Consider the following 18620-nt stretch of genomic DNA (forward strand, 5'->3'; position numbering starts at 1 on the left):
CTGCCGTTGCGGCACGCAGCCCATTGTCGGCATGGCCCTCGACCCCGCCGGAACTCCTTCTCCGGCCTCGTAGAGTTGAATCGTTGCATGCAGAACGGGAAATTCAGGCCGTGCGTCAGGCAACGATTCAACAAACGATACCTGGCTCAGTCAGACAGCCGACGAGGCCGAGGGCCATGCCGACAACGGGCCTTGAGGCGGTGGTGGTGTGCGTTAGCTCGACGATGAACTGTTGGAAGATGGATTCCCGCCTTCGCGGGAATGACATGGAGATATGCAGAAATGACATGAAGATATGCGGGAATTAAATTGAGTTGTGCGGGAGTCAGTTTTGTTTAGGCAAACGGGACAGAGCACATAATTGTCGGAATCAATAGGCGTCATTCCCGCGAAGGCGGGAATCCATCTTCTCTCTTTGTACCACGCATGTCGAACCGTGAATGACGATACCACGTGGCAAAAGGCAAAAAGTGAAACGGAAGCCAACAAAAAACCCCTTCGCGGGAAGGGGTTGATGTCAGTAGCGGGTTGGCAGAGGCTCAGATGCCCATGATGTTGTAGCCCGAATCCACGTAGTTGGCCTCGCCGATCATGGCGCGGTGAGGCGGGGTTACTGCTGGCTCATGAAGACCGGGAGGCATGGGGATGGTTTAGTTGAGCGATCGGCGCAGCATTTCTTCGGTGACTCTGTTTGGGATTCTCCAGTGGGAATAAAAGTTTCGCCGGTGCAGAATGCGCGCGTTCGTTTCCAATGCGGAGTCGGAAATTTCCAGGGATGATGCGTAAGACGCTTCCAGAATGTCGAAAAAGATATCAGGCCGATTGGGCCCAAGCAGAAATTTTGGTGAATGGAATTCAACGACGGGAAATGAGTCAGTGTTCAATGACGTGATACCTTGCGTCATCGTCTGCAAAGAGTTGTTGTCGAGATAATAGAAGCTCAATAGCGATCCAGGTGTTTTGATGTGCATGTCTTCAAATTTTTTGCGGATTTCTGAATTGTCGAACAGGTAGCTCAGGCGTTCCGCATTGATTTCAAGGGGCTGCATTGAACTGAGCAAAAATGTGTCGGTCCCGGACATCCAGAGGTGTACATAGGGAAAGACGCTTTGAAGGGATTTTATGATCAGTTTAAAATGTGAACTGTCCATATTGTAATACGGAATCCACTGGCACAGGATGCCTCCTTCATTGAGTTTGTTCCCGGCTATACGGAAAAAATCTGCCGTGAAGAGGTTGGCGTTGCCCGTTTGCCAGGGATTTGAAGGCTCTGAAATGATCATGTCATATTTCTTAGGCATGGAAGAGAGCCACGTGCGACCATCGAGGATCCGAATTGTGGAGCGGGGATCGTTGAAAACGCGGTCATTCAATGCGGAGAAAAAGCTCGCTGCTTCAACTACTTCCGGAGAGATCTCGATGCTTTCGACGGAGTCCACGGGAAGATCGAGCACACATGCCGAGGTGATGCCTGTTCCCAGACCGATGACAAGGGCGTCTGCGGTGTTTCGTGCGTATAAGTATGGCAGATAGCCCAAAAGCATCTGTGTGGTATTGTCACCTTCGCTGGAACCGTCCGTCTTGCCGTTGACCCTCAGGAACCTGTGTCCAAGCGCGGATTCAAGAACTGCAACGCTTGCGGATCCTTCCTTGTAGAAAATCAGATCGTAGTTCTTCATTTCCCGTTCCATGGCACTTTCGGAGTCAAAGAACTTTGAATAGACATAGACGCCCGAGTTCATTTTTACTGCATCCCAGGTGGTGAAGAAGACTGGGGCGGCCAGGGCGATAAGGAAGATGAAGCTTGCGAAAGCCTTGCGGTAAGAAGTCTGGGGCCTGGTGCCGAGGATAACCACTGCCGCGCCGCCCAGTGCCAGGCTGGCCGCGATGATAAGGCAGCGTTCCGATCCCACCAGAGGTATGATGATAAAACCGGCGACCAAGGCTCCGCAAATGCTTCCAGCCGTGTTCCAAATATAGGCGATGGATGTTGACACACCGGTGCTTACGGACTGGTTTTGCCTGGAACGTGTAATGATGTGTAAACAGAGGGGGAACGTCGCTCCTCCGATGAAAGTCGGAAGGAACATGAGCGCGGCGCAGGCCAGGAATTCCTTGGCCACGACCATGTGCCACTGGGCCTGCATGTCGCCAAAGATGGTGATGAACCATGCGGGCAGAAGGCCAATGACTGGTGTGATGGCCAAAATGGTAAAGCCGTCGAGGATGAGCAGGCCAGCAAGAAATCTGATGGAGCAATAGGGAAGCAGGTATCTTGCCGCAAAATAACATCCGGCCGAAAGACCGATGAGATAGGCTGTGAGCATGGTCGAAAATGCGTAAACCGAAGTTCCGAAGACCAGAACAAGGGCATGACTCCATGCGTTTTCGAGCAGCATCCCAATTGTCCCGATGAGAAAAAGAATGAAAATCGGAATCGCAAAAGGAATCATGGCGGCATCATCAAGACGGTCTTTTTTTGTTTCGTCTTTTTTTTGTTTTTTTGAAGTCGTCAGTGGCTTCTCAGTACTTTCTATGAACGTGTCGCGTAGCAGGAAGATGCATGCCAGCCCTATCAGTACATTTAAAGTCGCCGCGAAATATATGGTCCAGTTGAGTCCGTAGTACGGTATCGCGAGAAACGCGCTGGAGAAGGAGCCAAGAGCTGCTCCGAAGGTGTTGATGGCGTACAGGGTTCCGATACGTGACCCGGCTTTCCCTGCATCCTTTTCGATATACTGTGCAAGCACGGGCAAGGTCGCACCCATGATAGACGTAGGAATGATGAGCAATACCAGCGCGATGAGGAATCTATACAGGGCAAGAGAGATCTCGGAATCATACGTCGCGGAAAATATGGCGGCATGTACAGATTCAGCGTTGGAAAGAATGAAGGGGAAGGCTAGGGCATAACATCCAAGCGCGATTTCCAGCCAGCCGTACATAATGCCAAGATTTATCCCTCGCCTGCTCAGTTTTGCACCGGCGTGACTCCCTAAGGCCAGACCCAGCATAAAGACAGCCAGAACAGTGGATATGGCCTGATTGGTACTGCCGAAAACGAGGGAAAGCATTCTGGCCCAGACAACCTGATAGGCTAGGGCACACATGCCCGACAGGAGAAACGCCAGTATAAGAATCACAAGTATGCGTGTAGGCAGGGCGTAGGAGGAAGATCGCGGCGAAGTCATTCGATGCTCCGGAAATGGCATGTTTAGTTGCAGTCGATTTCAGGTGAAGCTGAATACTTTAGTGCACAAAAAAACCCCTTCCGTGGGAAGGGGTTGCCAGAGGCTATGGGGGAGGCTCAGATGCCCATGATGTTGTAACCTGAATCCACGTAAATGACCTCGCCGGTGATGGCGCGGGAGAGGTCCGAGGCCAGGAAGAGGCCGGTTTTGCCCACGTCTTCCTGGATGATGTTGCGGCGCAGGGGGGCGCGTTCCTCGATGGTGGAGAGGATGGTCTTGAAGCCGGAGATGCCTGACGAGGCCAGGGTCTTGAGCGGACCTGCGCTGATTGCGTTGACGCGGATGCCGCGTTCGCCCAGATCCATGGCCAGGTAGCGTACGCTGCACTCCAGCGCGGCCTTGGCAACGCCCATGATGTTGTAATGGGTTATGACTTTTTCCGCGCCGTAGTAGGTCATGGCCATGACGGAGGAGTTGTCGTTCAACAGGGGTTCGTAGGCCTTGGAGATGGCCACCAGCGAGTAAGCCGAGATATCCATGGCCAGATGAAACCCTTCGCGGGAGGTGTCCACATAGCGGCCCTTCAGGTCGTCGCGGTTGGCGAAGGCAACGGAGTGGACCAAGATGTCGAAGTTACCCCATTTTTCCTTCACCATTTCAGCGGACTGGGCGATGGCGGCATCGTCGGCCACGTCACACTGAAACAGGAAATCGCTGCCAAGTTCCTCATGGATGGGCTCGACGCGTTTTTTGAGCGCCTCTCCTGCATAGCTGAGGGCAATGGAAGCACCGTTGTCCTTGAGTTCCTTGGCAATGGCGTAGGCAATGCTCTTGTCGTTGGCCACGCCAAAAATCAGGGCTTTCTTCCCTTGAACGAGCATGGATTATCTCCAGTTGTGTTTGTGCCTTACGGCAATTGCAAAGGGGAACCAGTCAGCAGTTCAAAAGCTTCCAGGTATTTTTTCTGTGTTTCGGCGATGACCTCAGCGGGCAGAGTCGGAGGCGGCGGGGTCTTGTCCCAGTCCGTTCCGCTCAGCCAGTCGCGCAGGTACTGCTTGTCAAAACTTGGCTGCGACTGACCGGGGACATACTTGTCCGCAGGCCAGAAACGGGAAGAATCCGGGGTCATGACTTCATCGATGAGCAGGATGTCCTTTTCGTTCAGGCCGAATTCGAATTTGGTATCAGCGATGATTATCCCGCGTTCGGCAGCCAGATCTCTGCCACGTGAATAGATGGCCAGGGAGAGTTCCTGGATCTTTTTGAGCAATCCCTCGCCAATGCGTGATTTGGCGTCGGCCAGGGTGATGTTTTCATCGTGAGCGCCAAGGTCCGCCTTGGTGGACGGGGTGAAGAGCGGCGTTTCGAGTTTGTCGGAATCCACCAGCCCGGCGGGCAGCTTGTAGCCGCAGACCGATCCGGTGGCCTTGTAGTCCTTGAAGCCCGAGCCGGTCAGATAACCGCGTACGATGCACTCGATGGGCAGCGGCTTGGCTTTTCGAACCACGACCGCGCGGCCTTCCAGTTCATCCCTGTAAGGAGCGAGGGCAGCAGGAAAATCGCGTACATCAGTGGCCAGTAGATGGTTGGAAACCAGATCCTTGAACGCGTCCATCCAATAGAGGGTGATCTGATTGAGGACCACGCCCTTGTAGGGGATGGGCTCGTTCATGATTACGTCAAAGGCGGACATGCGGTCCGTGGTTACGATCAGCAGGGTCTGTGGGTCGACTTCGTAGATATCGCGGACTTTTCCGCGAGAGATGAGCGGAAATTCACGAATTTTTGTTTTGGTAACGATTTTCATGGGTTCTCCAAACGTTGTTCGACGCTGCGGGCATGAGCTTCCAGGCCTTCCAGGCGGGCCAGACGGGCCACCTTTGAGCCGTGGGTGCCAATGTAGGCCTGGTCGGTGCAGATCAGGTTGGTTTTTTTGCAAAAAGTGTCCACCGACAGGGCGGAGGAAAAGCGTGCCGTGGAAAGAGTTGGCAGCACGTGGTTCGGGCCCGCGAAATAATCGCCCACGGGTTCGGGGGTGCTGTGGCCCATGAAAACCGCCCCGGCATTGCGCACCGAGCCGATCCAGGCCCAGGGGGCGGCCACGCTCAGTTCGAAATGTTCGGGCGCGAGACGGTTGATGAGTTCCATGCCCGTTTCAATATCGGGCACATGAATGAGCGCGCTCCATTCGGCAAGGGACTTGGACGCGATCTCCTGACGTGGAAGCGAGGAGAGCTGCAGGGCAAGTTCCTTTTTGACCTCGCCAAGAAGGTGGTTGTCCGAAGAAATGAGAATGCTTGAAGCCAGCGGATCATGCTCTGCCTGGGAAAGCATGTCGGCGGCCAGCCATTTCGGATTGGCCGTGGAGTCGGCCAGGATGGCGATTTCACTGGGTCCTGCGATCATGTCGATGCCGACTTGCCCGACGAGCAGGCGTTTGGCCGTGGTAACAAAGATGTTGCCCGGACCCGCGATGACATCGACCTTTGGAATGGACTCGGTGCCGTAGGCCAGGGCCGCTATGGCCCAGGCGGAACCGCACATGAAAATGGTGTCGATTCCCAGAATGGCGGCGGTGGCCAGGATATATGGGTTGAGCGTCCCATCCTTGCGTGGCGGACTGACCACGCAGATGGTTTTCACGCCCGCGACCTGCGCCGGGATGGCGTTCATGAGCAGGCTTGAAATGAGCGGGGTCTCCCCGCCTTGCCCGCCTGGCACGTATAGCCCCGCACGGTCCACGGGCAATACAAGCTGGCCCAGTGTGGTTCCGGGGGCGGGGGTGGTGATCCAGGAATTCTGCTTCTGGCGCAGATGAAAATCGCGGATGTTGGCGGCGGCTTCACGGATGATGTCCGCATCCTCTGCCGGTATCTGCTCCAGGGCGCGGGCAATGTTCGCTTTGGGGACGGCCAGTTGCGTGGGCGTAAGGCTGGGGCAGTCAAAACGACAGGTGTACTCGGCCACGGCTTCGTCACCACGGTCACGAACATTGGCGAGGATGTCCCGCACCAGCGGTTCGACATTGTCCTCACCAGCGTCCCGGCGCACGAGCCAGGACGTGATTCCGGCCCAGTCATTGGAAGATGTATACTCAAGGAGTCTTAACGGCATGAATGCTCTCGCATGTGTTCACTGTGGGATGAAGGGTCGATAAATGCAGGATTCCCGTTTTCACGGGAATGACAGAAATTCGCTCGCCGTTTCGTGTCATTCCCGCGAAGGCGGGAATCCATCCTTTCGATCAGGAAGTTGTTTTACGCAACGACAAAATGTCTATGCCCCGAACCTCCTAAAAGTCAATTCCTTCATCATTGGTGAAGTGATCACCGCGTGGTTCATAACTCATGAAACCGGTTTGCAATACTTCCCCGAGCCCGAGCAGTTAACATTTTGCAGGCAACTCTCAGGCCAGCAAACGTTAGCGGGCAAATGATGCCAACTTTTTCCTTGGTGGAGTAATAAAAGAGGGCCGGAGTTTTGCGTCTCCGGCCCGTGTGGCGTCAGATGTCAAAAGCTGCGTTAGAACTTGTACGAGAAACCGAGGGTTGCGAAGTAGGAAGAGTCAAGGTCGTAGTCGACATCTTCAAGAACTTCGCTGGAGCCTTTGAAGTAACCGAGTTCGTTAATTGCGGCCAAGTTTTCGTAGATCATGTACTTGTTTACCAAGTATACCTCAAATCCCGAGTCTTCCTTGGTAAAGTTGCAGGTATCGTCGTCGCTGGTGCCTCGAGCGTAGGCGAGGACCAGTTTGTGGGTCAGCTTCTCATCCACGAAGGACATCTGGTCAAAAACGACGCCAGCGGTCCACAGGCCAATTCCATCGGATCCGACGCCAAGGGCGTTGGTGGCGAAGGAATCATAGGTAGTACTGAAGGCGCGCACGCCGCCAATGTAAGGAGATACCCCCCAGCCTTCAGCTAAAGTGGGCATAAATGTCTGGTCGCCGTCAGTGTCGTCCAGACCGGTGGCGTAAGTGCTGAACAGCGTCACGGCCACTTCATCGAACGCGTAGGTGCCGGCCAGAGCTGCGTACCAACCAGCAGTTTCGAAGTCTCCAGCAGAAAGATCACCGTAGATCAGGTCTGCGGCGATAGTCAGCGGATCTGAGATTTTTAAGCCCGCGTTGGCACCAAGTATCCAGGCGTGGGCATCATCTTCCAGGCCGAGGGCATTGGCACCGAGCCACGCATAGGCAAAATACGGAGCTATGCTGAAATCATTGATCTTGATGGGCGCGGCGAGAAAGGCCATGTCGATGTCATCTTTATTGCCGTTCGCGGCACCGGTGTTGTAGCTGTTGTCTACGCCGCGTGAGTAGCCGACGGTGATACCAAGCATGTTATCGATGATTGGAGCGCTGACGATCAGCGCGGCGGCATCATCTTCGAATACGGGGTTGCCGAATACGCTGGGCAGTGCCACGTACTGCAGACCGGCCGTGACTTTGATCTGTGTGTCCGGGAGAGTGAAGTCCAGATAGGCATGCTTGACCTCGATGTTGCCCTTACCGTCGGTGCCCCAGTCACCTCCAACGTTGTCAGTGTTGTCGCCCCAGACGTTGTCTATTTCCAGACCCAGGACTGCTTTGAGATTTTCGTTGGCGATATAGTCGAAGTAGGTACGCATGCGCTGGGTGGTCATGTAGTGATCGGCATCGCCCACATCGCCATTATGATCCGTGAGATTGGTGGACCACATGCCGTAGACATCCAGGTTGCCTCGAACTTTCAGCTCCGTAGCTGACGCGCTGGTCGCCAGGACGGCGCAAAACACTATTGATGCCGCACAGTACAAGATGAAACGTGTTTTCACAACTTCCTCCTTTAACATTTTGTTTTTTTTAGACATCTGACAGCCGACAGAGAAACGCATTGCATCTTTGTATAGTCTTTTTCTGATTTTGAAATTGGGAGCGCTGTTAGTTTTTAACAAAATAAGAGGTGGTAATTTTGGAGGAGTTTCTGGAGAATTGGTAGGAGTGTTTGTAAGTCATGCCAGATTTATGACCGGGAAAATTTGTTAAAGATTCAGATTGATAAAAAGTAAGATCTGGCACGCAGTGTATGCAATCAAATTGTTATATTAGATACAATATAATGTACGTCGATGAGGGGGCCGTTAGTACGGGTGGAGAGACGTATTATTGATAGCTCTGGGAGGCGGAATTCAAGCGGAGAGCAGGATCGGTAGCAAAAAAAAGGGCCGGAGTTTTGCGTCTCCGGCCCCAGTGGCGTCAGGTGTGAAAATCCGAATTAGAACTTGTACTGGAAGCCGACGGTAGCAAAGTAGGAATTGTCGTCTTCAAGGTCTTCACCGTCGAAATCAGGAGCGAAGAAGCCCAGTTCGTTGATGGCGGCCAAGTTTTCATAGATCATGTACTTGTTGACGAAGTAGACTTCCCAAGCGGAAGACTTCTTATCGAACGCTACTTCGGTATCAGCGTATTCGTCGGAGGTACCCTGAGCGTAAGCGATTGTCAGCTCATGGGACAGCTTTTCAACGAAACTGATGTCGGCGAGCTTGAGGCCAACTGCCCACAGGGCATTGTCAACGCCGGAGAAGGTATCATAGGTGGTGCTGAAGGCGCGCACTCCACCAATGTAGGGGGTGAGGCCCCAACCTTCAGCGAGCTGCGGCAGCATGCCCAAGTCGTCGTCGTCATTATCCAGGCCGGTAAAGTAGGTGCCGAACAGGGTGGCGGTCATCATGTCCATCTTGTAGGAAGCGGCCAGGGCAGCGTACCAACCGTTGGAGTCGATGTCTTCGCCTTCATATTCCCAATCAGACTGACCGTAGATCAGGTCAGCGGCAATGGTCAACGGATCGAACATGGTCAGTTCGGCGTTGGCACCCAGAACCCACACGGTGGCGTCGTCAGTAGCGAACATGTCAGCCACGTTGTCATCATCAGTGTCTATACCAGACACTGTGTTCTGGCCCAACCAGCCATAGGCAAAGTAAGGGGCGATGCTGAAACCGTCCATCTTGATCGGAGCGACGATGAACGCCATGTCGACGTCGTCTTTGTTACCGTGCTTTTTGCCAGTGTTATAGCTGTTATCGACGCCACGGGAATAGCCAACGGCCAATCCGAACATGTCGTTGATGGGGGCGCTGACTATCAGGGCAGCAGCGTCTTCTTCGAAAACGGGGTTGCCGAAAACGCTGGGCAGGGCTACGTACTGCAGGCCGGCCTTGACGTTGATCTGGGTGTCCGGGAAGTTGAAGTCCATGTAGGCGTGCTTCACTTCGATGTTGCCCTTTCCATCGGTGTCCCAATCGGCACCGACGTTGTCGGTATTGTCGCCCCAAACATTGTCGATTTCCAGGCCCAGGACGGCCTTCAGATTCTCACTGGCGACATAGTCGAAGTAGGCGCGCATGCGCTGGGTGGTCATGTAGTTGTCGGCATCGCCTTCGTCGGAATTATAGTCGGTCAGGTTGGTGGACCACATGCCGTACACGTCGAGGTTGCCGCGAACTTTCAGTTCGGTGGCGGAAGCGCTGGTGACCATGCTGAAGAGCAGGGCGGCGACCAGGGCTACGAGAGCAAAACGTTTCATGTTCTTTCTCCTTTTGCTGTGAAAAAAACTAATCATCTGACGCCTGATAAGTAGGTATTATAAGTCGAGTCCAAAAAGCAAGCCTTTTTTGGTCGATTCGGGCCGCAAAGTTTAATTTTTTTTACTGTTTAATTTTTTGAACTCCGTCTGCCCCAGAGAGGTCCAATGGGTAGGCGACAACCATAGTTCTTTTTTTGGCCGTACCGGTCATGCCTGTGTGACTGTTGATGTTCACCACCAGATCGAGCACCCCATCGTTGTCCATGTCCGCGAGCGCGTAATCAGTAACCGTGCCTTTGATTCGCGCCGTTTTCCATTGTAGACTCATGCCTATCCCGTCCCAATAAAGGCTGTGCATTTCGCTCTGAGGGTAGTCCCGATAATTTGAGAACATTTGCGCCGAGACCGAGATGTTGCGGCTGATGATCAGTTCGTAACGTTTGTCTCTATCAAGGTTGCACGGGATGGCCCGCAGGGGCACGTATGCTGTGTACTGAGGTGAATTTTTCGCGGAGGGTGCTTTGAGCCCAAGAGCGGCGGGGTGGTATTCGATTCCCAAGTTCGAACCGGCGTATGTTTCTTCCGTGACGGTCAGCAGGCCTCCTGTGGAACTGTACACGCGCATGCGGTCATAGTCGTCGATGACGAGAACCTGATGCCCGTCTTCGACGGGAAGGAACGTCACGTTGAAGACAGAGCCGCCCTGCGGCAGACTGACAGTGGGGCCCAGTTCGTACTTGCCTCCGGTTTTGATCATTTGATGGATTTGACTCTCCATGTATTTAACCCTTCCGACGCTTTGACCGACAAGCGTCGGGGAAAAGGTCGGGGGCATGTTCAGCACGCCGAGAAAATAAGGGATGCGATCTTGCTGGATCGAAAAGCCATTGTCAAAGCCGATGATGAGTGAGTAGGGATTTTGCTCGGCTGCTGCAGCGATAACCAGTTCGTGGCGACCGTCGCGGTTAAGATCTATGCTGTTCAGACGGACATAATTGCGGCCGTTGGGCAGATCCATCTCTGCGACTTGTCGCATCTGACCTTCCGCAATCTTGTAGGCGATGATTGAAGATGACGTCATCAGGAACACTTCATTCTGTCCATCCCCATCCCCATCACACACCACCATCCCGCGCGAAGCGAACGGCAGGGTCTGGCTGCGCCAGCGGCCCATGGTGGAGTCGGCGTCTTCGTATTTCAGGGAGGGGTTGGCGTAGGCCGTGCCTGCCTTGGTTTCGTTGACGATGAGGGCTTCGTTCATGGGGGTGACCACGGGCTGGGCCTGGGCCACGGCTGATTCGGGCTTGCCGAAGACCTGGGTGTTGATGTCCTGGGCCACCGTTTCGAGGGTCGGGATGACCTTGCTCAGTTGCGTCTGCGTGGGGCGGGGCTGGTTTGCGCCCGCGGGGTCTATGGTGTTGACGTCCAGGCTGCATTCCTGACCCATGACGGTCAAAGATCCCCAGACCAGATAGTCGACGCCCAGCGCCTGGCGGATCTTTTCGGCCGCGCCGGAATCAGCGGGCAGGCTGGTCACGGTCTTTTTGACTGTCCCTGCATCAAGGGGAGTGAAATTTTCGGGCCAGGTCAGGCGCGTGGTCAGCATGCTCTGAATGCCCTGGCTCAAATATTGATACTCCTGCGGTCCATGCACCCCAAAGGGCAGCACCGCGAAGGTCTTGGCCTCCTGGGCCAGGGCCGGGGCGGCGCAAAGAAGCAGGACGGCGAGGTTGATGAGAAGTCTCTTGAACATTGTCTCCTCCGGGAATACAGATTTCGGACTTTGTCGGTTGAATGGCTAACAATAAAGTGGTTCTTCATGGTAAGGAATCTGGGGAATGTCAACAACTGCGGTGGATGCGACGGGTCGGGTTCGGTGTCATTCCCGCGCACGTTTGCCCGGCATGGGTAGGCGGGAATCCATGATTTTGTTTTTCATCGCATCTTAACAATAACAATAGAGGTACCCATGATCTCAAGACGCGATCTTCTCTTCGGCATGGCCCGGCGCCTGCGCGAGTCGGGCGGGGACAAGCCCGTTTCCGGCATCGGGGCGGACATTGGCGCCGCTGATGCCGCCTATGTCCGCAAGGAATATGGCCCTGCCAGAGATCTGTACAAGGAAGTGCTCAAGGAGAACCGCGCCCACAAGGAGGCCAGGATCAGGCAGGGCATGTGCCATTACCATCTGGGCGAATACGTGCAGGCCAAGGACCAGTTGCTCATGGTCTGCAAGCAGCATCCCGGTGAATACTTGGCCTGCCTGTATCTGGGCCTGGCCTATGCCCGGCGCGACCAGCTTGAGAAATGCATGGAGGTCTGGAAGGGCTTCGTGGACCGCGACCACATCGCCGTCATGCGCGAAATCAACGTGCATCGCGCTCTCTTTGAAACCGGCGAGCCCTTGACCGGAATGGAAGTGGCCGAGGCCGTGGAAAAGGCGCTGATGCAAGCGTAGCGCTTTCAGCCTTTCGATTTTTGACCTGTGTCCGTTTTTTGCGGTTGGCCCGGCAAGGACTTTTTTTGCGGGTGAAAGATACTTCTTTGCGCGCCCGATGTTTTTGTCTTCCAGACCGGGGCAAAACGCCCCGCTTGCTTCTCCCTGTGGAGATTTCCTCCATGATTCCAGATGATTTGTCTTCCGAACTCGCCGTTTGGGGCGAAATGTCCCTGTGGGGCGAAACGCCCCGATTTTGGGCTTGAAATCGCTTTATAGCCGGTTCCGGCACGCTTCATTGACGAATCCTCCAGCAGTCTTTTTTTTAGCGCACAATAAAATCAAGTATTTATAATAATTGTTTGGGTCCGGCCTTGTCTGGTCAAAGACAAAAGTTGGCGCACGTTGGCATGCGCGTTGCTTTAAGCGATTGAACCAGAAGGAGGCTTGCTTGCCGATCAGGCGGGCAGGCCAGTCAAGGAGGACTGAGTGACCGACGCCAATATCTTGCTTGTCGACGACGATGCGCAGTTCATCGAAATCATGAAGAAACGCCTGACCATGCGGCGCATGGAAGTGTTTCACGCAAGCAGCGGCGAAGAGGCCATGCAGAAGCTTGCTGTGCATGGCGAGATCGAGGTTGTCATCCTTGACGTGAAGCTGCCCGGGCGTAGCGGCATCGAGATGCTGCAACTCATCAAACAGCAGTTTCCTCTGGTGGAGGTGATCATGCTGACCGGACACGCTACCGTGGAATCGGCCATCGACGGCATGCGGCTGGGGGCTTCGGATTATCTGATGAAGCCCTGCGCCATTGATGTGCTGGTCGAAAAGGTCAAGGAAGCGGTGGAGAAGAAGCGCAGGCATGAAGAGAAGATAGTCGACGCACGGGTTCGGGAGATCGCCAGTCGCCGCACGTAGCGGCGATCAAAATGGAGCGCTCATGACTGACAGCATCCTTCTTGTCGATGACGAGACGCAGTTCCTGGCCACAATGGCCAAGCGTCTGCGCAAAAGGGGTTTTCTCGTCAGGACGGCAGGCAGCGGCCTTGAAGGTTTGCGAGCGCTGCAGACGGAACCCGCCGATGTGGTAGTGCTTGATGTCGGCATGCCGGACATGGACGGCATTCAGGTCCTGCGGGAGATCAAGCTGCGTTTTCCGCAGGTGCAGGTGCTCATGCTGACCGGGCACGCCGACATGGAAGTCGCCATTTCGGGCATGGCCATGGGCGCGTTCGACTATCTGATGAAGCCAGTGGAGCTTGATGTCCTGATAGGCAAAATCCGGGAGGCCTGTTCCCGGAGCAGGAAAGCGGGTGAGAGGCGCGGGTTGGAGTAAGCCACCTGCACAGGGAACATGGTCCTGTATACACAAGATTACGAGGAGGCGGTAACGCGTATGGGATTCTTTAAAGATTGGGGATCATTCATGGTGGAGGGCTCACGGTCCTTTGCCCGGTGGGAAGTGGAAAACGCCCGGATCATCCTGGGTGACAAGAAGCGGATCTGGTTGCTCTGCCTCATGCTCATCCCTGCATTGCTTGGCGGATGGGCCTATGCCGATGAAATCGGACAGGCCTTGCCGACAGTGATCGGAGGCAAGGAAGCTTACAGTCCGTCCTTTTACAGCCTTTATATTTTCTTCGTGTCGATTTTCGTCGGCGTGGGAGCGGGCCTCATTTCGGGCTGTATCGGCGCGGGCGGCGGCTTCATCATCGCACCGGCGCTCATGAGCGCGGGCGTCAAGGGCATCCTGGCCGTCGGCACGGACCTCTTTCACATCTTCGCCAAGGCCATCATGGGCAGCGTCCTGCATCGCAAGATGGGCAACGTGTCCGTACCCCTGGCCTTCGTTTTTCTGATCGGCGCCATCGTCGGCACGACCGTGGGTGCGGGAATCAACCGTGCGCTCTACAATGTGAATCCGGTTTTGAGCGACGCCTTCATCACCACCGTGTACACGGTCATGCTCGGTTTTCTGGGCTTTTACGGCATGTACGACTACTTCAGCGCCAAGAAGGCCGGCCATTCCGGCGGCGCGCATGATACCAGCGAAGGCGCCGGCATGACCGGCATCGCCAAGAAACTGCAGTCCGTGAATCTGCCGCCCATGGTCTCCTTCGACCAGGGTCTCATTCCCGGCGGGCGCAAGATCTCCTGGGTCTTCCTGGTTCTGTCCGGCATCCTGGTCGGCATGGCCGCAGGCATCATGGGCGTCGGCGGCGGCTTCCTGACCTTCCCGATCTTCGTCTACATCCTGGGCGTCTCTTCGCTCACCACCGTCGGCACGGACATCTTCCAGATCGTGTTCACGGCCGGTTATGGCGCCATCACCCAGTACGCCATCTACGGCTTCATCTTCTACACCCTGGCCATGGGCATGCTGCTCGGTTCTCTGGTCGGCATCCAGGTCGGCGCACTGGTGACCAAGGTCGTGCCCGGTATCACCATCCGCGGCTTCTTCGCCCTTTCGGTCATGGCCGGTTTCGTGAACCGGTTCTTCGCGCTGCCCAAAAAGATGGTCGCCATGGGCTATCTGCCCGAGTCGCTGGCAGGTTTCACCAAGGGCATGGATACGGTGGGCATGTACCTGTTCTTCATCGTCATTGCCCTGTTCGGTATCTGGGTATTCGGGGCATTTTTCAAGAATATCAAGACTCTGAAGTATGAGGACTGATGCTATGATTCATAACAAAAAGGAATTCACCGGGGGACTTGTCCTGATCGTGGCCTTCTTCGTAGTCCTTATTGCGATGTTCCAGCCCATTTTCGACGGGCACAACGCCATGGGATATCTGGACAATCTTTACAATTCTATCTCCAAGGGTTCGGCCTACTATGTGGACAACCTGAAGGAAGAGGCCAAGACCGTGTCCGGCTATCAGGTCAACGTGACCATGAAGATGGAAAACGAGACGCAGGCCGCCGATAGCGTCGCACTGATCGCCGCCACCGGAGCAACGGCGACGGCTGAAGGAAAGGACCTGACCATAGCCGGCGATTATTTCGCCATCCTGAGCACCATTCTTGATGATGCGGACCGCATGTATCACAACGACGGCGCGGCGCTCAAGACCAAGTATCCGGCGTTCCAGTCCAAGGATGATCGCCAGGCGCTCTACAACTGGAGCACGATCCTGGCCGGTTTCGACAAGGAACTGAAGGAACAGAAGGCGTTCGCCGAAGCCAAGGTTGCCTTCAACATCAATTCCAAGGTCGTGGAGACCGCCTACAACTACTACAGCGTGGTGCCCGAGCAGATCAGGGACAAGGCCGGGATCGTCATCTTCTCCCTGGTTTTCTATGTCGTCTACACCATGTGGTACGGCTTCGGCATCCTCTTCATCTTTGAAGGCTGGGGCCTGAAGATCAGCGGTCATTGATCATAAACGCATTGCAGGGGCTTTCCCTGCAAGAGAATCATCATCGTCGGCGTGGCCTCCCCTGGAGGCCGCGCCGAAATTTTTGGGCCGGGCGAATGTCCTTTGCCAGGTGGCGCGGCTCAAGGTACGGGAGAGCACATGAATCTTTCCGAATATTACAATACCGTCATGGAACTCAGCCACGGCATCGTCATCACCCTGGACGAGGACGGGCGGATCATCCATGGAAATTCGCGTTTCGAGGCGCTTTCCGGATACGAGATCGGCGACATCGCAGGTCGGGACTGGTTTGAGCTTTGCGTGGATGCCAAGCGGGTGGACTCTTTACGGGCGATTTTTGCCGGGATTGTTGAGGCCGGGACCCTGGCGTTCATGAAAGGCTCGCTCATGGCCAGGGATGGCCGCAAGATTTATATCGACTGGAACATGAAGCCCTTGTTCGACTCCCGGCGCAGTCTGGTCAGTGTCCTTTGCGTAGGCCAGGATGTCACGGCCCATGTACTGCGGCAGCATGAATTGCTGATCGAGCACGGGCGGCTGGTGGCCCTGAACAAGGAGCTGTCCTGCCTGCACGCCATGAATCGCATCGTCTCGAACATGGACAGCGAGCTGCCGGACATTCTGCGCGAGATATTGGCCATCATCCCGCCCTCGTTCCAGTATCCCCAGTCCACCGGCGTGCGCTTGCTGCTCGACGGCGAGGTGATCATCAGCGGAAAGTTCACGCCCGACGCCTCGTGCCGCCTGGAGCAGGATGTGCTCGTGCATAAGGTGAAGCGCGGGCACTTGAGTGTCAGCCTGTCGGGGAGCGCCGAGGACGGGACCAAGTTCGCCTTTCTGTCCACGGAGTCCGAACTGCTTGGGGCCCTGGCCAAGCATGTGGGCTGGATCATCGCCAAGCGCGAGGCCCTGTCGACAAAAAGGAACCTCGAACGTCAACTGCAGCATGCCGATCGGCTGGCCAAGATCGGCCAATTCGCTGCCGGCGTGGCGCATGAGCTGAACGAGCCACTGGCCAACATTCTGGGTTTTGCGCAGTTGGCCGAACAGACTCCCGGCCTTCCGGCGCAGGTCATGAAGGATCTGGACAACATCATAAAAGCGGCGCTGCACAGTCGCGAGGTGATCAAGAAACTGATGATCTTCGGTCGCCAGGTGCCGCTGCGCAAAACCCTGATCGACTTGAATCAGATCATCCGCGATTCCCTGTACTTCATCGAGATGAGCGCCTCCCGGGGCAAGGTCGAGGTGCGCATGAACCTGGCCGAAGGACTGCCCTCGATCATGGCCGATCCGCAGCATTTGAAGCAGGTCATCGTCAATCTGGTGGTCAACGGCATCCACGCCATGCCGGGGGGAGGGGTCTTGACCATAGAAACCCTGTCCTTCAAGGATGACGTCTATCTTCTGGTCAGCGACATCGGAGTAGGCATGACCCCGGAAGTCATGCGCCAGATTTTCAACCCGTTCTTCACCACCAAGGACGTGGATCAGGGTACGGGCCTCGGTCTTGCTGTGGTGCACGGGATTATCCATGCGCACGGAGGGATCATCGAAGTTGAAAGCGAACCGGGCCAGGGCACGCGTTTCGAGATCACGTTTCCATGCAGCCGGAGCGTGCGCGAAACCAATTCGGCCATCGACGACAAATAAGGACGAAAGAGCATGCAGGACAAGGCTACGACAATTCTGGCCGTGGATGACAGCCCCGCCACCCTCGAAGTCATCTCGCGCAATCTGACCGGGGCGGGGTATGTGGTGCATACCTGCGGCAGCGTCGAGGAAGCCGGGGCCTTTCTGGACGAGACGCCCGTGGATCTGATCATCACCGATTACAAGATGCCCCGAGCCAACGGACTGGAACTCATCAAATATGTGCGGGACAATTTTAAAGACACCGAGATCATGATGATCACGGGCTATCCCTCGATCAGCGGGGCCGTGGAGGCCATGCGCGACGGGGCCGGGGAATACCTGGCCAAGCCGTTCACCGGCGAGGAGCTTTTGGCCGTGGTTCGGCGCATTCTTGAAAAACAGGCCAGAAGACGCGCCGCCCATGCCGACGACCAGGAGCTCAGCGCTTTTGGGATCATCGGCAACTGTCCGGAGATGCAGGCCGTTTACGGACTTATCCGCAAGGCCGCGCAGACCAGCGCCAATGTGTTCATTTCCGGAGAATCGGGCACGGGCAAGGAACTGGTCGCCCGCGCGGTGCATTACAACAGCGATCGCAGGGCCTCTGCCTTTGTGCCGGTCAACTGCTCGGCCATTCCCGACACCCTGCTTGAGAGCGAACTCTTCGGCCACGTCAAGGGAGCCTTCACCGGGGCCAAGGACAGCCGGGCCGGTTTTTTCGAGATCGCCAACGGCGGGACCATCTTTCTGGACGAAATCGGAGACGCCAGCCCAAATCTGCAGGCCAAGCTGTTGCGGGTCATGCAGAGCAAGGAATTCTGCATGGTCGGGTCGTCACGCACCCGCACCGTGGACACCCGCATCATCGCGGCCACGCACAAGGATTTGAAGCGGCTGGTGGAGCAGGGCCTTTTCCGGGAGGATCTCTTTTACCGCATCCACGTGGTGGAGATCCGCCTGCCATCCCTGGCCGAGCGCGGGGACGACATTCTCATGCTGGCCAATCATTTCCTGCGCAAATTCGCTGCGGACATGAACTGTGAGCCCCCGCGCATGACCGATGAGGCTCTGGACGCCGTGGCGCAGTATGCCTGGCCCGGCAATGTGCGGGAGCTTGAGAACCTGTTGCAGCGTCTGGTCATCGTCGGAGACGGGCCGGTCATCGACATCACCGATCTGCCAGAGTCCATGCGCTTTTCCATCACTCGCGGCCGCCATGGGGACAAGACCCTGGCCGAGGTCGAAGCGGATCACATCCGCGCGGTCCTGGCCCGCATCGGAGATAACAAGACCCGTGCCGCCGAGATCCTGGGCATCGACCGCAAGACGCTCAGGGAGAAGTTGAAGCGTTTGGGATTGGGGTGATTTTTTCCATTGACCAGGATGTTGAAAATGAAAATGGCGGGAC

At 55.7% G+C, this 18620-nt stretch carries 16 protein-coding genes; 7 read left to right on the forward strand and 9 right to left on the reverse strand.

Translation table 11 applies throughout. The features are described 5' to 3' along the window. Positions 1–127: 127 nt before the first annotated feature. From BMZ40_RS19665 to BMZ40_RS14585, 8 genes are all read right to left on the reverse strand, one after another. On the reverse strand, positions 128–289 hold the full coding sequence (locus BMZ40_RS19665) for a hypothetical protein (RefSeq protein WP_177193193.1): 162 nt from the start codon (positions 287–289) through the stop codon (positions 128–130). A gap of 361 nt (positions 290–650) precedes the next feature. Continuing rightward, positions 651–3191, reverse strand: a complete 2541-nt coding sequence (locus tag BMZ40_RS14555; RefSeq protein ID WP_177193194.1) for a fused MFS/spermidine synthase — start codon at positions 3189–3191, stop codon at positions 651–653. Positions 3192–3307: 116 nt separating this feature from the next. Next, positions 3308–4072, reverse strand: coding sequence for an enoyl-ACP reductase FabI (locus tag BMZ40_RS14560; protein WP_092377334.1), 765 nt, complete (start codon positions 4070–4072; stop codon positions 3308–3310). Between the two features lie 26 nt (positions 4073–4098). Further along, a complete protein-coding gene (locus tag BMZ40_RS14565; RefSeq protein ID WP_092377337.1) occupies positions 4099–4998 on the reverse strand; it encodes a phosphoribosylaminoimidazolesuccinocarboxamide synthase in 900 nt (299 codons plus the stop codon). Beyond that, entirely contained in the window at positions 4995–6305 is a 1311-nt protein-coding gene (gene hisD, locus BMZ40_RS14570; RefSeq protein ID WP_092377340.1) for a histidinol dehydrogenase, read from the reverse strand. Before hisD ends, BMZ40_RS14565 begins: the two co-directional genes overlap by 4 nt. A 408-nt stretch (positions 6306–6713) precedes the next feature. Next, a complete protein-coding gene (locus tag BMZ40_RS14575; RefSeq protein WP_092377343.1) occupies positions 6714–8006 on the reverse strand; it encodes an outer membrane homotrimeric porin in 1293 nt (430 codons plus the stop codon). Between the two features lie 440 nt (positions 8007–8446). Continuing rightward, positions 8447–9757 (reverse strand): outer membrane homotrimeric porin, encoded by a 1311-nt coding sequence (locus tag BMZ40_RS14580; protein WP_092377345.1) that lies wholly within the window; start codon positions 9755–9757, stop codon positions 8447–8449. Between the two features lie 121 nt (positions 9758–9878). Beyond that, entirely contained in the window at positions 9879–11510 is a 1632-nt protein-coding gene (locus BMZ40_RS14585) for an FG-GAP-like repeat-containing protein (RefSeq protein WP_092377348.1), read from the reverse strand. A 216-nt stretch (positions 11511–11726) separates the two neighbouring features. Between BMZ40_RS14585 and BMZ40_RS14590 the strand changes: the two genes are divergently transcribed. Next, entirely contained in the window at positions 11727–12215 is a 489-nt protein-coding gene (locus BMZ40_RS14590; protein WP_092377351.1) for a tetratricopeptide repeat protein, read from the forward strand. A 5-nt stretch (positions 12216–12220) separates the two neighbouring features. Here BMZ40_RS14590 and BMZ40_RS14595 read toward each other — a convergent pair whose 3' ends face one another. Continuing rightward, positions 12221–12493, reverse strand: a complete 273-nt coding sequence (locus BMZ40_RS14595; RefSeq protein WP_092377354.1) for a hypothetical protein — start codon at positions 12491–12493, stop codon at positions 12221–12223. 190 nt (positions 12494–12683) lie between these two features. On the opposite strand from BMZ40_RS14595, the gene BMZ40_RS14600 reads away from it, so the two are divergent. The 6 genes from BMZ40_RS14600 (at position 12684) to BMZ40_RS14625 (ending at position 18577) form a co-directional block, all read left to right on the forward strand. Continuing rightward, on the forward strand, positions 12684–13115 hold the full coding sequence (locus tag BMZ40_RS14600; RefSeq protein WP_092377357.1) for a response regulator: 432 nt from the start codon (positions 12684–12686) through the stop codon (positions 13113–13115). A 22-nt stretch (positions 13116–13137) separates the two neighbouring features. Next, the gene (locus tag BMZ40_RS14605; protein ID WP_092377360.1) at positions 13138–13533 is read left to right on the forward strand and encodes a response regulator; all 396 of its coding nucleotides are present in this window, start codon (positions 13138–13140) and stop codon (positions 13531–13533) included. A gap of 60 nt (positions 13534–13593) precedes the next feature. Next, positions 13594–14871: a sulfite exporter TauE/SafE family protein gene (locus tag BMZ40_RS14610; RefSeq protein ID WP_092377363.1), complete on the forward strand. Its 1278-nt coding sequence runs from the start codon at positions 13594–13596 to the stop codon at positions 14869–14871. A gap of 4 nt (positions 14872–14875) precedes the next feature. After that, a complete protein-coding gene (locus tag BMZ40_RS14615; protein WP_092377366.1) occupies positions 14876–15577 on the forward strand; it encodes a hypothetical protein in 702 nt (233 codons plus the stop codon). A 138-nt stretch (positions 15578–15715) separates the two neighbouring features. Beyond that, complete coding sequence (locus tag BMZ40_RS14620) at positions 15716–17230, forward strand: PAS domain-containing sensor histidine kinase (RefSeq protein WP_092377369.1); 1515 nt, start codon at positions 15716–15718, stop codon at positions 17228–17230. 12 nt (positions 17231–17242) lie between these two features. Further along, positions 17243–18577 carry a sigma-54-dependent transcriptional regulator gene (locus BMZ40_RS14625; protein WP_092377373.1) on the forward strand — a complete coding sequence of 445 codons (1335 nt, stop codon included), beginning with the start codon at positions 17243–17245 and terminating at the stop codon, positions 18575–18577. Positions 18578–18620: the final 43 nt, after the last annotated feature.

The sequence above is a fragment of the Desulfomicrobium apsheronum genome (assembly GCF_900114115.1).
Classification (GTDB): domain Bacteria; phylum Desulfobacterota; class Desulfovibrionia; order Desulfovibrionales; family Desulfomicrobiaceae; genus Desulfomicrobium; species Desulfomicrobium apsheronum.